This window comes from Gemmatimonadota bacterium (genome assembly GCA_026705765.1).
GTDB lineage: Bacteria > Latescibacterota > UBA2968 > UBA2968 > UBA2968 > VXRD01.
In genome coordinates, this window is record JAPPAB010000125.1 from 14,595 (window position 1) to 28,953 (window position 14,359).

Consider the following 14,359-nt stretch of genomic DNA (forward strand, 5'->3'; position numbering starts at 1 on the left):
GGAGTTCCCCATGCCTTACACAGATCATATCGAGCAAGCCAAAGACCCCGTCACCTGCGCTGTGCTCACCATCAGCGACACGCGCACCGAAGCCGATGACAAAAGCGGCAAAATCATAAAAGAACTGGTCGAAGCTGCCGGTCACAGCATCGCGTTTTACCGCGTCGTCAAAGACGAAGCCGACCAGATACGCGCGCTCATCAAACAAATCGCCGAAAAAGGCGAATGCCACGTCATCCTCACCAATGGCGGCACCGGCATTGCCGCGCGCGACACCACCTATGAAGCCGTCACAAGCCTGCTTGAAAAACGCCTCGACGGATTTGGCGAAGTATTTCGCTTTCTCTCCTGGGAAGACATCGGCTCGGGCGCCATGCTCTCGCGCGCCGTAGCAGGCGTGTACAAAGACACCATGATCTTCTGCATGCCGGGATCATCTGGCGCTGTACAACTCGCCATGGAAAAACTCATCGTACCCGAACTATCACACCTCGTCTGGGAAATCTGGCGACAAAAATAGAAATAGGGTAAGCAATGAACAACCGCGCAAAAATGCTTCTTCTCATTTTTCTTTTTTTTCAAACAGCAGACGCAAAAACGAACTGGCCAAACTGGGGCGGTCCCAACAGAGACTTCAGGGTCAACGATGTGGGCATCTTCCCCTCCGATCAAAACTACGCGCTGAAAATCGTCTGGAAGAAACCCCTCGGCGCTGGCTACTCATCCATCTCGGTTCTCGGCGACCTCGCTGTAACCATGTATTCCGACGAAACCTTTGATTACGTCATCGGCCTCAACACAGAAGATGGATCACAGCGATGGAAATACAAAATCGGCACCGCATATCTCGGACACTACGGCTCGCAAAGCGGTCCCCTATCAACGCCCATAGTGACAAAGGAAAAAGTCATCGCATTAGGTCCCCGGGGAAAATTGTTCGCACTCGATGCGAATACGGGAAAAGAACTCTGGGCGATAGACCTCGTCGCAGCCCATCGTGCCACAGTGCCATTCTGGGGCTTTACCTCATCCCCAATTTTACACGACAATCGCCTGATCGTCCAAACCGGTGGAACACATGCAGTCTCCGCTTATGATCCCGCATCAGGCGATTTAATCTGGTCGGCATTTAGCGACTCGGTCAACTACCAATCGCCGGGCCTGTACGCCTTTGACAACCGCAAACACCTCGTCTTCTTTGGCAACAAATATCTCGCGGGCTTATCTCCCGAAACCGGTGAAATCCTGTGGCAATTTACACACCGAGGGCAAACCGGCGCGGGGCATACCAGCGGACATCCCGTCGAGATTGGCGAAGGGCGATACTTTGTAAAAAACGGCGGCATGCTAATCGGCCTGAGAGCCGACAGCGAAACCTTTGCCGCAGAGGAAATCTGGCAGACGCGCCACATTCGGGGAACGTACAGCTACGCGGTATTTAACACAGAACTTCTATTTGGATATAACGGCCGCATACTCACATGCATCGATACAAACACCGGAAACCGCTTATGGCGATCGCGCGAGCCGGGAGATGGCTTCCCCATCATCGTGGATAACCACCTCGTAATCATGACAAAAGAAGGCAACCTCGCCGTCGCACAGGCCTCGGGTGAAGGATACCGCGAAACAGCCCGTTTGAAACTCTTCGACGAAATTGCCTGGACGCATGCCAGCCTTGCCAATGACAGGTTTTACGCGCGCAGCATGTCGGAAATCGCCTGTATCGAAGTCGTACCAGAAACGCAAATTGCAGAATCAGACGCAGAAGACATCGCACCAAACTCGCGCTTTGCACAATTTGTCAAAAAAGTGCAACAATCCACAGACAAAAAAACGCAGATCGATCAATTCATGGCACAACAGAAAAACTTCCCAATCCTCGAAGGCGAGAACCTCGTGCATTTTGTATATCGCGGAAAAGCGGAAGACGTTACCATAACCGGCGACCACGTAGGGCGGCGATACGACCACCCCATGCACCGCATTGAGGGAACGGACTTCTTCTATTCCACCGCACAACTCGAACCCGACGCCCGCATCACCTATCGCTACACACTGGACTTACAGCGATCTATCCCCGACCCGCTCAACCCGCGACAGATACGAACCCTCTTCTTTGGCCGCGCTTCCTATTTCGGCATGCCGCGCTGGCAAACTCCCGACCATCTCAAAGCGCGACGAGACGGTATTCACGGCAAAATTGACACCCTGCGTTTTGAAAGTGCGGAAATTGCGAGGCACCGCAACCTGGAAATCTATCTTCCACCAGGTTATCATGAAAGCGATGAACACTACCCCGTCGTATATGTCCACGCTGCGCGTCGGCAGTGGTCCCTGGGAAAAATGAATATCTCACTGGACAATATCATCGGCAAGCGCGTGCGCCCCGTAATCGCGGTATTTGTCCCATCACTCTTCAGAGGAGGATACGCAGAATACGTAGGGGCAAACCGCGATGCGTACAATCGGATCTTTACAGAAGAGATTGTACCCTACATCGACCGGACATATCGCACGATCAAAAGCCGCGAAAGCCGGGCAAATATCGGGACAATTTACGGTGGATTTATGGCCTTTTACGCCACCTTTACCCATCCCGACATATTTGGCAAAACAGGCATACAATCCCTATCCTGGGATCAGACCGCAGAAGCCAAAGATGCAGACCTGGTCTTTCAGGCAACAAAACAAATGCCCATAGATATCTATCTGGACTGGGGAAAATACGACTTGCGAAGCCCAATGGAGGGAAATGATCTGGGCAAAAGCACGGCATCGTTTGCCCAACTACTAAAAAAGAGAGGTTATACCTTTACCGGAGGCGAAGTAAACGACGGCGCGGGTTGGGCGAGTTGGCGAAACCGAACAGACAAAATATTTGAAACGCTTTTTCCCCTCTCGGATTGACTCAGTTTCCCTGCTTCCCGCTTCTTTCTCTCTCAGGTGATCTCGGCGGAGGCCCCCCGCGGTCACCCGCAGTGCGACTCCTGCGTCTATTGCGCCGCTTTATCTCTTCCAACTCTGCATGAATGGCTTTCTGAATTTCAACGCGAGAGGCACCATCGGCAATTAGTTTGTCAATTTTCTTTTGGAGATCAGACATCTCGCCTTCTGTCAACTGAGGACCAGAGTAATCCGGTCTCTGCCCCTCCCAATTAATTCCCATAACAGCCAGCTCGTCGCGTATCTCTCTGTAAATCCTGTAATAGGTCGCACCATTCGCTTTTAGAGCCTCGGCCTTTTTGCGAAGTGCAGACATCTGATCTTCTGTCAACACCGCATTTAATCGCGTCAAAAATGTCTCTGTTAAATCTACGCCGAAACCCTCGAGTTCGGCAAAAATAGCCATTCTAATCTCACGGAATTCTGCCCCTCCCTCGATTAATTCATTGATCCTCGCCTGCAGAGTAGTTCGCTGTGCTTTTGTCAATTGCGCTGAGAGCACCCACAAAAGCGCACTTCCCCGAGATCGCAGACCTTGACGATGGCGGAAGGTCACGCGATCATCGATACCATTGCCATCCTCATCGACAAAAGCCGGTGGCGACTCCTCCTGTTTTTCTTGTGTATTAGCAAACGCATCGCACCACAGCGTTGCAATTATCAAAAATATGGCAATTAAACACCGTTTCATATCTGCCATTTCCTGTAAATGTAATAGTTTCTTTATTCTGACAAATCCATTGCCCGTCTTGTTCCGATCTTTATTTTTTCTCCAAGCGGAAACATCAACGTAAATTTCGCCCCCCCCTCTGTCCTATTCTCTACCTGCACCTGTCCGTCATTTTGCATCACAATGCGCTTCACAATCGCCAACCCCAGGCCCGTACCGCCAGTCTTTGAATCTTCATCCACCCGATAAAAAGGCTCAAATATTTTCTCTCTCAAATGTTCTGGAATACCACAACCATCATCTTCCACACTGATATGAGCCATTTCATCCGCTTTTTTGGCTGTAATCCAGATATGGTGCCTGGCATGTCGCACTGCATTGGTAACCAGATTGGTAAGCGCGCGTTTGAAATGCGTCTCATTTGCCCAGACCATCAGGTGTTCACTATCGATATCCACAGAAATATCTCCGCGCAATTCTGCTACCATTTCGCGCAACTCTCTCATTTGTGCATAAACATCAATCTCCGTACGATGTGAAATATCCCGGTCCAACCGCGCAAAATCCATCAACTCTTCAACCAGATCATTCAATTCATAAACCGAACGTTCAATACGCTGAATATCCGCGTTCTGATCCCCCGATACGCGATAGTGATCGAGAAGAAAAAAAATACGTGCCAGAGGCGTTCTCAGTTCGTGCGACACCGCTCTTAAAAGCTCTCGCTGCCCATCTACGACCCCCTCAATGCGATCGGCCATGCCATTGAAACTGCGCGCCAAATCCGCCACAGCATGGCCCTTAACAATTGGAGCCCGGCTACCCAAATCACCCTTCCCAAATCGCTCGGCAGCATCTGACAATGCGTAAATTCGACGTTCAAAAGGGTGAATTAAAAAATAAATCGCCACACCTATACCCAACAAAATCGCGACCAAAATGCCAAAAAAGAAAACATCAAGTTGAAAAAAGAAATTGCCGCCATCGTCCTCGCCAACTCCTTCTTCAATCAAATTATCCTGCCATCGAATCATCTCCTCGAGCAGGTATGGTCCCAACACAATAACATCGCCATTGGGTGCCATCTGGTATGTCTGCAATCTTTCCTCTATGGAAATAGTCACAACCTCTCCGGCTTTTAAACGCCCTTTCTCTGCCGAAGAAAGCGGCAAAACAAACAACGGCTCCAGCGTAATGGGCATGCGGTGCGTCAAACTGAACATATTGAGCACCAGCAACTGCGCCACCGGATCTGCATCTACGGCCTCGATCTCCTCGCGAACCATTGCGATAAGCGCCTGCGTCTTGTCCTCAAAATCAGCCTGCCGAACAGAGGCGACCCACTGCTTTGACATTGCCAAAAACCCAAACGCACTCAAAAGCAAAACAATGGCAATCCCCGCATAAATACGGATAAATTGTTTCCTCATCGGTCACTCGCTTTCACTCCGCGCTGACCAACAGATACCCCACACTGCGCACAGTCTTGATCGAAACAGATGTTGAACTATCTTCGCCGAGTTTTTGACGAAGGCGCGAAATGTACACATCCACGCTGCGATCCAACCCATCGTAATCGTAGTTAAACAACGCCTGATAAATATCCTGCCGACTCACCACTTCACCGGCTCGAATAGCCAGATAACAGAGCAAATCAAATTCATAAGTCGTAAGTTCAACAACGCGTTCACCCAGTCTGACTTCCCGTCGATTTGCATCCACTACCAGATCCCCCACCACCACTCGCTTTGAAACCGTGGGCCTCTTAACAGCCCTGCGCAACAACGCGCGCACCCTTGCCAGAAGCAATTGGGGTCGCACCGGTTTGGTCACATAATCATCGCCGCCCATCTCCAGCCCCAAAATCTCATCTAATTCATCGTCTCGAGCCGTCAAAAATAGAATCGGCCCATCGTATTCTGGACGCACTTCCCGGCAAACCGTATATCCGTTCATCCCCGGCAACATAACATCCAGAATAATCAGATCGGGAGGAGAAGCCAAAATGCGATCTCGCGCAGCCCTGCCCTCGGAATCGTGCCAGACCACAAATCCCGCATTCTGCAAAAAATCGCGCGTCAACTCCGCCAATTCCCTATCGTCTTCAACCAGCAAAATCGTCTGATCGGCCATTTGATTTATCTCTGGTTTTACCTGCACACTCAAACCAAACGCTTTACGACTTCCACAATCTGTGCGCGTTGTGCATCGCTCGCTGGTCGCCCTGGCGGCCTCGGGTCTCCGCAATCAACCCCCAATCGCGTACTCAACGCCACCTTGATCACCGAATGAAAGCCGCCGCCTGCGCTCAACATCTCATAAGCACGCGACGCCTTATCCTGTGCTGCTTCTGCCGCCTTCAAATCCCCTGCCCGATATGCATTCCAGATCGCCACCCACAATTCGGGAAACACATTCAGCGGCCCATCCACACACCCACACGCGCCAATTGTCATCGCCGGCAACATCAACCGGTGATTGCCAATAAAACACGACAACCCCATCCCGGCAAACGTCCGCACATTTGCAAACGTCGGTGCCGAGTGCTTCAACCCCTTCAGTTGTGGCACGCGATCCTGAATTTTTGCCATCATCCCCGGCGTAATTTCCACGCCTGTTGCCCCCGGCAAATTGTACACAAAGAGTGGCAGATCAGCAGCACCTGCCACAATCCGATAATGCTCGGCAATATCGTCGTCATCGCGCCGATAAAAAAACGGCGGCACACAACACAGCGCATCTGCACCCACACGGGCTGCGTGCTCGGCCAATCGCGCTGCGCGATCTGTTGTTGGCGCACCCACATGCATAATAACTTTTGCGCGCCCCTTCGATTGATCCACAATCGCCGACGCAACCTGCATATTTTCATCATCGTCCAACAACACACTCTCCCCAGTACCCCCCGCGACCCAAAAACCGTGTACACCAACTTCGATATTAAACTCTACAATTTTGCGAAACACCCCTTCGTTAAACCGTCCGTCCCGTCCCATAGGCGTCGCAATAGCGGGAACTACGCCTTCAAAAACACCCATTCAAATCTCCCATTTTAGAGTCACTGCCCCAGCGTGCGAATATCCAACCGCGTAATACTCACATGCCCTGCGCGCAAAACCATACCATCTGTACCTGCACGCTCTTCTACCTCTGGCTGATCAATATTGTGATAATAACCGTCTTCTGATGCTTCAAAACACGATGTGTAAAACGTATGCCCGAGCACTGTTGGTATAACGCGCCAGTCATCAGATAGTTCAGCCGGCATATTCACATTCCACGTCACGGGATCAGACAGAAAATCTGTCCGATCGTTCAAAAACGCAAACACCCGGTGCAACATCGCGCGACACTTTTTCAGCAACGGCTCCCGCACATCGGGCTGCATCGCGCGCTGCTCAACCCACTGCCGAAACACATGTCTGGGCAAAACCTGTGACAATGCCACCCCCGGCAGTCCCGCAATATTGGCTTCCAGAGCAGCGCCAACCGTCCCCGAAGAAAGCGTGAAACTCAACCCCGAATTACTACCCATATTAATACCCGAAATCACCAGATCGGGTTTGCCACCGTCAAACAAATGATAAATGCCAAAATTCGCGCAATCCGCTGGCGTCCCCGAAAAAGCATACGTCTCACACGCAAATCCATCCAACCGCTCCACATGACGCGTGCCAAACCGCGTCATCGCTTTGCCCTTCCAACTCTGCTCCTCGGCAGGCACCACAGCTTTCACATCTCCCATCACCTGAAAATAATCCACCGCAAACAGAAACAAAGGAGAATCCAAACTATCATCATTGGTCAATAAAATTTTCAAAAGAGGAATCACACCTCCTCAAAGGGATACATCGGCTCGCGGCGAAACTCGTATTCAAACCCTCGCATATCCGCCGCTGTTGCACCGGGTGTATCCACCCGAATCAAAGCCGTACACACCGGCTGGTATGCCGCAACAGGGGCATGCACACCCTTGGCCACAACCACCTGAAACGCGGCGGGATCGAGATCGCAGCTCGTCATCAACCCCAGACTCACGGGCACCGCGCGCCGCGAAGTCAAACTAATTGTAATACCCGTATCCGTCTCCACAATCGCCGTCGGACCCATATCAAAAGCTGTTCGCCCGCCGTGTCGCACCTCGGACTCTCTGTACTTACCCCCGTGCAAACTGCGCACCCGCACCTCTGCTCTCAAAGGCGCACCGTGTAAATCATCCGTCTTGCCACCGATATCCAGCACCACGCGATTTCCAACCCCTGCATCTCGCGCTCGCTCCTGCGATTCCGGATCAAAAATACACACAAAGCCCGTCGTATTCCCCCGCCTGTGCAACTCGTGCAAAATCTCCGTACCATCGCCCGCCGATCCCCCGCCCACATTATCGCCCATATCGAGCAAACAAACAGGTCCCTCTTGTCCCACCGCCATATCCACAGCATCGGGAACAGCGATATACTCGCCCACAAACTCCGCGCGATGTGCAAACAAATAATCCGCCAACCGATTCGCCAGCACCTGTGCCCGATCCATATCACCATCTGTCACCACCACAAATGCCGACCCCATCTCCTCTACATCGGCATACGGAAAACCCAGCACAACACTATTCGACAAAACACCTGTCTCTTTCAACATCTCATCCGCCAACTCATACATCGGCAAACACGGCGGCGCAAAAGTCGATTGACGCTCAATATTAATCCCAATACGAGGAAAAGCCCCCGCTTGTACAGGCTTCACCTCCCCCTTCAGCGTTCGCACCATCAACGACGCAGCTTCCAACCCCCGCTGTTTCTGATCGAGATGGGGATTCGAGCGATAGGCAATCGTCGCATCGCACGCCGCAACCATGCGCGGCGACAAATTGGCATGTGGATCAATTGTGCAAATAATCGGCTTCTCAGACCCAACCACCTCGCGCAAACGCGACAACCAGTGCCCATCCATATCGCGGTACTCATCGCCCTCTCCCGAATTTGCCCCGTGAGGCGCCACGAGATACCCATCCACTTCGCCCACACCCTCCACCTCATCAAACATCAACTGCATCAACTCTTCACATGTCTCTCTCGTAATGCGTCCAGAAGGCGTTGTACCCGCATGAAAAATCGGCAGAACATCTATGCCTGCCGACTCCAAACCTTCTAAAAATCCACTGACCTCGTGATGTCCACCCGAATAGTGATCATACATCGCCCGACCTGTAAAAATCCCATCCCGTCGAAACGAATCCATAGTCGTTGGCGTGCTGATAAACGTATTCGACTCGTGCAACAGCGAAATAATGCCCACGCGCATCGGGAATATTCCTTTCATAATTCCACAACCAAATACGTCTCCTCCACCGTCACCTCATAAGTCTCCGCCACATAGGGACCCTTCACCATTCCCGCCATATCTCCCTCGCCCTCGATCTCCGCGCCCTGTGCAATTTCCACTTCATAGCTGCGCACGCGCACACTGGAAGGATCGACCCATGACTGCCCCGTCTTAATATCGTATTCCCATCCGTGCCATGGACACCGCAAAATTTCCCCCTTGCGCGTGTACTCGTATTCCCCCGGCACCTTTGCCGTCACAAAGCCCGACACCCGTCCCTTGCACAGCGCACCCCCCTGATGCGGGCATCGATTCCTCAGGGCATAAAACTCGCCATGAACATTAAACACCCCAATCTCCCGCCCTTCCAGTATCACCAGCTTCCGCTCCCCCGGAGGGATCTCATCAATAGTTCCTATAATGTGTTTCGCCATAGTACTCCTCACGCTAACCGATACAACGCCCGCGCATTTTCAGCTAAAATATTGCGCCGCACATCCTTATCCATACCCGAAGGCAGTGCCACATCGGGCGCGTCAAAATCCCAGTGGGGATAATCCGTGGCAAACATCAACTTATCGTTCATATCCATATGATCCATCATCTGAAAAAAGTACTCGCGTTGTGGGGGTTCTTCCATAGGCTGCGTACTGATCCAGAAATGATCGCGAACATACTCCGACGGCAACCGCTTCAAATGCGGCAACTCCACCTTCAACTTCTGATAACAACTATCCAGCCGCCACATCAATGCGGGCATCCACGCAAATCCCCCCTCAATCAAAACCACTTTCAAATCCGGAAACGCTTCAAACACCCCCTCATACACCAGACTCGTCACCTGCGCCTGAAATGCCGTGGGCATACCACCGTGATCCTCAATATAATGCGAAGGCTTGCCCGCGCCCGTAATCGGACCCGCGCCTGTACCGCCAAAATGAATCGCTATCGGAAACCCATTTCTCACCGCAGCCTCATACACCTTCCAGTACTTGCGACTGCCCAGAGGCTCCATAGTCCGCACGACGAGAAGCACCTGCACAAATCCCGGATGATCGCCCATGCGGTCAATCTCTGCCGCGGCCAACTCGCCATCTTCATAAGGCGCAATCACAGACCCGCGCAACCGGGGTTCGCGCCCGAGCCACGCATCGGCTTGCCAATCGTTCACAGCCTGCCCCATCGCCTCTGCATAACGCAAATTTTGCTGCCCACCCACGCCGATCAAAGGCGTTAAAATACCGTAATCCATATCCCACTCGTCCAGCAATTGCGCACGCAAAAAATCCAAATCGGATCCCGGCGGTCCCGAAGGCGGCCATGCATCGTGACGCGCGGCATTTGGCACCGCGCGGGGATACCCCGACCCGATGCGCCCGCGACCACCGATAGTCCGGTGATACTCGTGCCATTCCTCCGCCAGATATTGAAACCACATATCGCCCGACTTCATAGTCACGTGAACATCGCAATCAATCACGGCTGTCTTCTTTCGCCTTTCTATCTTTACCTCATTCATTAGCGTATCAGCCATCTCAGCCTCCTTGAAATTCACAATGCCATCTAACTATAGAATTATAACCCAACACATCAGAGAATGCAAACCCGATATGCGCTGTATCTGCATCATACAAAAGATAGGACTTTATCTTTGCAATATCAAATGCTCGCGAAGTAGTTTTCAATAGAATCTGACGATGGTTTATAAGGGCCACAGACAAATGGAATTATTTATTGCAAGGGGTGTGGATAATTTATTTGTTGTGGTAAAACGACCTACAAAGTTTTTTAATATTTTTCTTTCCTGCCTTCGGCAACTTACTTTTTTTCACCAGCAAAAAAAAGTAAGCAAAAAATGCCGCTCTCAAACGCCGAGGGGCTTGCACAGCGCAAATCGTTTCTATGAAAATACTACATGGGGTGGCCTTCACAGTTGGGATGCCACAAAAATGTCCGCTGCGAGACGGACTCGCGCGCTGTGCGATGGCTTTGACCAATGGTTTTTCGCGATGACTTTATCTGAAGTAATTTATAAGATCAAATGACCAATCCTTGACAGTAAGGAGATATTTGAATAGAATTTGGCGATGGTGTATAACGACATTAAGTATCGTACGGACGGTGAGGCTCTGAAGATTGCAGGCCACTGATTTGTTTGAGCTATAAGGTCTTCTGACACTACCACAATCTGCAAGTGTGGTTTTTATCTCACCTGGACGCCGTGTGTTGGAAGCAAGCAATTAACCATTTATTTCGGAGGTCATCATAGAATGTCTGGTATGTATTGGCGGGAAAATCGCCTTATTCAAAGAGTGGGAGACAAACAAGGCGAGTTAGGTTATGTGGGAAAAGATGGGAGCACTGGAGGTTATGTGCTGTGGTTGAAAGATCATGATGGTGTATTTCTCAATCCGGCAGGTTCATATGTTAGAGGAGACGAGTGGGCTACTTTGCCTGAAGCCAAAGAGAAAGCTCCCCAATCCGCATCCGCCATGTTGGCGCAAAAGAGACTTCGGGGGGAAATGCCTGATGTCTATGTTTATGATGACCTTCCCCATCCTCTCAGAGTGCAGATAGTTCACATCTGGAAAGATTCTTTTACTCTAAGGAAATGCCAAAGAGGCCCTCAACGAATGTCTAAAAGCATTCGAGAGCGTAATGAAAACGATTTGCAACAAGAGAAAGTGGAGCTACAGTAACAATGCAACTGCAAAGCCCTTGATTCAGATTTGTTTTGATAACGGGCTGATTCCATTGTTTTGGCAATCACACTATTCGTCTCTGCGAAATCTTTTGGAGAGTAGTGTACCTACCGGACGCAACAAATTGAGCGGGCAAGGGCAAGGGACAACTCCGGAAGCCGTGCCAGATCACCTCGTTGCTTATATGTTAAATATGACAGCATCGGCTATCGTATTTTTGGCTGAAGCTGATGAAAAGACTTCAATCTAACCCTAAACCAGATAGGTTCTGATACAGTCAAAAACTGATGACTAAAAATGGCATTAAAATAACCATGACACCTGCGCATCCCGGCGATTTTATCCGCACTGAAATTGTCGAAGAGTTGGGATTAAGCGTCGCGAAAGCAGCCAAGATTTTGGGTGTGCATCAAGCGGCTCTTTCCGACCTGCTGTATAGCAAATCGACCCTATCACCGGAAATGGCACTACGTGTAGAAAAAGCCTTTGGCATCAGCATGGATACACTATTGCGAATGCAGGCGTGGTACGACGCCGCACAAATGCGGGCGCGTGCAGATGAGATCGAGGTCAAACGCTATCAGCCTGCTTGAGAAAATAACGATGAAAATATCTTATGATCGAGAAGTGGATGCACTGTACATTTGCTTCAAAGAAACAACCGTGACAACGAAACATCTCGAAGATGGTATTGCGCTGGATTACGATGAGGAAGACCGCCTCGCGGGCATCGAAATTCTCGACGCCATGAAACGGCTGGATGATCCAGAGATATTCAAACAGGTCATCATTGAAGACATCGCGCTCGGTGAAATTAGAGCCTGAGTGCGATGCTTATTATGATTATTGTCCGCCTTCTATTACTTCACCGAGCCGATCAATCAGATAAACTGGTATATGGATCGCGTTTAGCCCTGAAGAAGTTGTGAGTTTCCCCGGCATATCGAGATTGACCAGAACGCCCAGATTGCGCCCATGTCGCGCAGCGTATTCTGACAGACCACCTGTATCCCGCGGCCTTGTGACAAGAGACGCTTTGCACTCGATGGGTATGGTATCGCCCAATGCCGTGCGAAAGATAAAATCGACCTCGGAACTATTGACGCCCTTTTTCCAACCCGTCAAATCCTGTCCCAGTGCCACGAGTTCAGTCGCCAGCATATTCTCGATAATACCCCCAAGAGGCGCGCGCTGAGCGGCATCGAGACTTGAGAGAATATCGATACGCGGCAACGCTGTCAGCCGCAAATCATTGGCCAATCCCGGATCGTAAAGATAGCGCTTGGGCGAAAAGCCTTGTTGTTCTGGGCGTGTACCCTGAATATTGGACTTGTAAACCAGCTTCCAAGACTCGAGCAATTCCAAAAAATCTGGCACTCTCCTGTAAAGAGCTGACGTCGTCCGAACCATCTGCGCGTACTTGCTCGGACTGCCGAGATTCGATGCCACACCGCGCAAACACTGATCGAACAAAGAGGCTTCGGTTGCCGAAAAAATCCTGGCAAAATCACTGCGATAGTCAAGATACAAATCTCGACGCAACTGCCGCCAATCCATCAGGTCAAAAAACGATGAGGCAACCGCTGGTAGCCCTCCCACATCGAGATACGACTGCACGTATTTGAGAAGGCGTTCATGTAAGAACAGAGGTATCTGTAAAGGATCTTCAAAAGCGAGCAACGCTTCCGCTTTGCCACAGCGCAGAAACTCTCTAAAACTGAAGGGTTGCATCAAAAATCGCGTAACTCTTCCAACGGGAAAGCGCGTCTCCGGTCCGAAAATGCGCGACATAGAGCTACCCGTAAGAATAACCGGTGTGTGCTGCCATTTCTCTTTCATAAAGCGCACAAACCCACCCAGCACAGAACTCTCTTGCGCCTCATCAATACACAGAATGCGCTGTCCGTCGCCTTTGAACTGGTACACAGTCGCAAGATACGTCTCAAAATCTGCAAAATCCCTGCAAGAATTGAGATCGTGAACCGCGCGGCTGTTCTCCTCCAGATTCAAATAGAGAATCTCGCGGTCGAGTTTCGGTCTGATAGATTCTATAAGCGTAGTCTTACCAACCTGTCGCGCGCCCTCTAACAGGGCGACATTCGGATGTTCAACGCGAGGGGATAGATGTGCAATCAGACGTCTTTCCAGATCTCTTTGAATCATGCTTTTCTCCTCTTTCAACAAAAATTAGCTAAAAATTGTCATAATTTCAACAAAAATTAGCTAAAAATTGTACAGATCCAGAGAAAAAGGCACCTGGGAACCAGCTGTCATGAAACGGATCGCAACTATATTTCTGGGATTGCTCTTGATTACCTGTGGCGTGGAATCGCCCACATCGCCACAGGTCGTAGCGGGAATTTACACATTGCAAGCGGTTAAAATTGACACGGGAATCGGACGCGCCCAGGTCTATCAAAATCATGAGGCGGAAGAAAATCCGCCCACTGGATTTATCGAATTAAACCCGGACAGAACCTATCGCTTGTCTGCGAGCTTTGGCAGTCCGGATAAGAGTATTTGGGAAGCGAATGGAAACTACGCGGTAAATTCAAAATTTGAAATCACATTTTCCACGTCAGGAAGAAATTTTTCGGGATTTTTCTACAACAATCAGAGTCGGATTGCCGTAACGGAATCACTCTCTAATTCTATTGTACTCATGACACTCGGCGAATTCGATTTTGCAGCGAAACTCAATAGATGGTATGCCCTTACC

At 50.5% G+C, this 14,359-nt stretch carries 16 protein-coding genes; 7 read left to right on the forward strand and 9 right to left on the reverse strand.

Annotated elements, in window-relative coordinates; all coding sequences use genetic code 11:
* Nucleotides 1-10 precede the first annotated feature (10 nt).
* Complete coding sequence (locus OXH16_16785; GenBank protein MCY3683055.1) at nt 11-520, forward strand: MogA/MoaB family molybdenum cofactor biosynthesis protein; 510 nt, start codon at nt 11-13, stop codon at nt 518-520.
* A gap of 14 nt (nt 521-534) precedes the next feature.
* Nucleotides 535-2,910: a PQQ-binding-like beta-propeller repeat protein gene (locus OXH16_16790; GenBank protein MCY3683056.1), complete on the forward strand. Its 2,376-nt coding sequence runs from the start codon at nt 535-537 to the stop codon at nt 2,908-2,910.
* A gap of 1 nt (nt 2,911) precedes the next feature.
* Here the strand turns inward: OXH16_16790 and OXH16_16795 are convergent, their stop codons facing one another.
* The 8 genes from OXH16_16795 to OXH16_16830 are packed head-to-tail and all read right to left on the reverse strand — an operon-like array spanning nt 2,912 to nt 10,472.
* Nucleotides 2,912-3,637, reverse strand: coding sequence for a hypothetical protein (locus OXH16_16795; GenBank protein ID MCY3683057.1), 726 nt, complete (start codon nt 3,635-3,637; stop codon nt 2,912-2,914).
* Between the two features lie 32 nt (nt 3,638-3,669).
* Complete coding sequence (locus OXH16_16800; GenBank protein ID MCY3683058.1) at nt 3,670-5,046, reverse strand: ATP-binding protein; 1,377 nt, start codon at nt 5,044-5,046, stop codon at nt 3,670-3,672.
* A 13-nt stretch (nt 5,047-5,059) separates the two neighbouring features.
* Nucleotides 5,060-5,749 (reverse strand): response regulator transcription factor, encoded by a 690-nt coding sequence (locus OXH16_16805; protein MCY3683059.1) that lies wholly within the window; start codon nt 5,747-5,749, stop codon nt 5,060-5,062.
* Between the two features lie 29 nt (nt 5,750-5,778).
* A complete protein-coding gene (locus OXH16_16810) occupies nt 5,779-6,654 on the reverse strand; it encodes a dihydrodipicolinate synthase family protein (protein MCY3683060.1) in 876 nt (291 codons plus the stop codon).
* Nucleotides 6,655-6,674: 20 nt separating this feature from the next.
* Nucleotides 6,675-7,436, reverse strand: coding sequence for a 5'/3'-nucleotidase SurE (surE, locus tag OXH16_16815; GenBank protein ID MCY3683061.1), 762 nt, complete (start codon nt 7,434-7,436; stop codon nt 6,675-6,677).
* Between the two features lie 8 nt (nt 7,437-7,444).
* Nucleotides 7,445-8,935: a M81 family metallopeptidase gene (locus tag OXH16_16820; GenBank protein MCY3683062.1), complete on the reverse strand. Its 1,491-nt coding sequence runs from the start codon at nt 8,933-8,935 to the stop codon at nt 7,445-7,447.
* Nucleotides 8,932-9,372, reverse strand: a complete 441-nt coding sequence (locus OXH16_16825; protein MCY3683063.1) for a Rieske 2Fe-2S domain-containing protein — start codon at nt 9,370-9,372, stop codon at nt 8,932-8,934. The genes OXH16_16820 and OXH16_16825 overlap by 4 nt, the downstream gene beginning before the upstream one ends.
* An 8-nt stretch (nt 9,373-9,380) precedes the next feature.
* Nucleotides 9,381-10,472 carry an amidohydrolase family protein gene (locus tag OXH16_16830; protein ID MCY3683064.1) on the reverse strand — a complete coding sequence of 364 codons (1,092 nt, stop codon included), beginning with the start codon at nt 10,470-10,472 and terminating at the stop codon, nt 9,381-9,383.
* Nucleotides 10,473-10,659: 187 nt separating this feature from the next.
* Between OXH16_16830 and OXH16_16835 the strand changes: the two genes are divergently transcribed.
* The 4 genes from OXH16_16835 to OXH16_16850 all read left to right on the forward strand — a co-directional run bounded on the left by OXH16_16835 (nt 10,660) and on the right by OXH16_16850 (nt 12,465).
* Nucleotides 10,660-10,983 (forward strand): hypothetical protein, encoded by a 324-nt coding sequence (locus OXH16_16835; protein ID MCY3683065.1) that lies wholly within the window; start codon nt 10,660-10,662, stop codon nt 10,981-10,983.
* Nucleotides 10,984-11,208: 225 nt separating this feature from the next.
* Nucleotides 11,209-11,637, forward strand: coding sequence for a hypothetical protein (locus OXH16_16840; protein MCY3683066.1), 429 nt, complete (start codon nt 11,209-11,211; stop codon nt 11,635-11,637).
* Between the two features lie 317 nt (nt 11,638-11,954).
* Nucleotides 11,955-12,233 carry a HigA family addiction module antitoxin gene (locus tag OXH16_16845; protein MCY3683067.1) on the forward strand — a complete coding sequence of 93 codons (279 nt, stop codon included), beginning with the start codon at nt 11,955-11,957 and terminating at the stop codon, nt 12,231-12,233.
* 10 nt (nt 12,234-12,243) lie between these two features.
* Nucleotides 12,244-12,465, forward strand: a complete 222-nt coding sequence (locus OXH16_16850; GenBank protein MCY3683068.1) for a DUF2283 domain-containing protein — start codon at nt 12,244-12,246, stop codon at nt 12,463-12,465.
* Nucleotides 12,466-12,483: 18 nt separating this feature from the next.
* On the opposite strand, the gene OXH16_16855 is transcribed toward OXH16_16850, so the two are convergent.
* Nucleotides 12,484-13,803 (reverse strand): AAA family ATPase, encoded by a 1,320-nt coding sequence (locus tag OXH16_16855; protein ID MCY3683069.1) that lies wholly within the window; start codon nt 13,801-13,803, stop codon nt 12,484-12,486.
* 109 nt (nt 13,804-13,912) lie between these two features.
* On the opposite strand from OXH16_16855, the gene OXH16_16860 reads away from it, so the two are divergent.
* Nucleotides 13,913-14,359: hypothetical protein (locus OXH16_16860; protein ID MCY3683070.1), on the forward strand; the 447-nt coding region annotated here is incomplete at its 3' end.

Bases quoted from the DNA above. Each gene is read 5' to 3' on its own strand.
- OXH16_16785 (MCY3683055.1), top strand. From the start codon at position 11: ATGCCTTACACAGATCATATCGAGCAAGCCAAAGACCCCGTCACCTGC.
- OXH16_16790 (MCY3683056.1), top strand. From the start codon at position 535: ATGAACAACCGCGCAAAAATGCTTCTTCTCATTTTTCTTTTTTTTCAA.
- OXH16_16795 (MCY3683057.1), bottom strand. From the start codon at position 3,637: ATGAAACGGTGTTTAATTGCCATATTTTTGATAATTGCAACGCTGTGG.
- OXH16_16800 (MCY3683058.1), bottom strand. From the start codon at position 5,046: ATGAGGAAACAATTTATCCGTATTTATGCGGGGATTGCCATTGTTTTG.
- OXH16_16805 (MCY3683059.1), bottom strand. From the start codon at position 5,749: ATGGCCGATCAGACGATTTTGCTGGTTGAAGACGATAGGGAATTGGCG.
- OXH16_16810 (MCY3683060.1), bottom strand. From the start codon at position 6,654: ATGGGTGTTTTTGAAGGCGTAGTTCCCGCTATTGCGACGCCTATGGGA.
- OXH16_16820 (MCY3683062.1), bottom strand. From the start codon at position 8,935: ATGAAAGGAATATTCCCGATGCGCGTGGGCATTATTTCGCTGTTGCAC.
- OXH16_16825 (MCY3683063.1), bottom strand. From the start codon at position 9,372: ATGGCGAAACACATTATAGGAACTATTGATGAGATCCCTCCGGGGGAG.
- OXH16_16830 (MCY3683064.1), bottom strand. From the start codon at position 10,472: ATGGCTGATACGCTAATGAATGAGGTAAAGATAGAAAGGCGAAAGAAG.
- OXH16_16835 (MCY3683065.1), top strand. From the start codon at position 10,660: ATGGAATTATTTATTGCAAGGGGTGTGGATAATTTATTTGTTGTGGTA.
- OXH16_16840 (MCY3683066.1), top strand. From the start codon at position 11,209: ATGTCTGGTATGTATTGGCGGGAAAATCGCCTTATTCAAAGAGTGGGA.
- OXH16_16845 (MCY3683067.1), top strand. From the start codon at position 11,955: ATGACACCTGCGCATCCCGGCGATTTTATCCGCACTGAAATTGTCGAA.
- OXH16_16850 (MCY3683068.1), top strand. From the start codon at position 12,244: ATGAAAATATCTTATGATCGAGAAGTGGATGCACTGTACATTTGCTTC.
- OXH16_16855 (MCY3683069.1), bottom strand. From the start codon at position 13,803: ATGATTCAAAGAGATCTGGAAAGACGTCTGATTGCACATCTATCCCCT.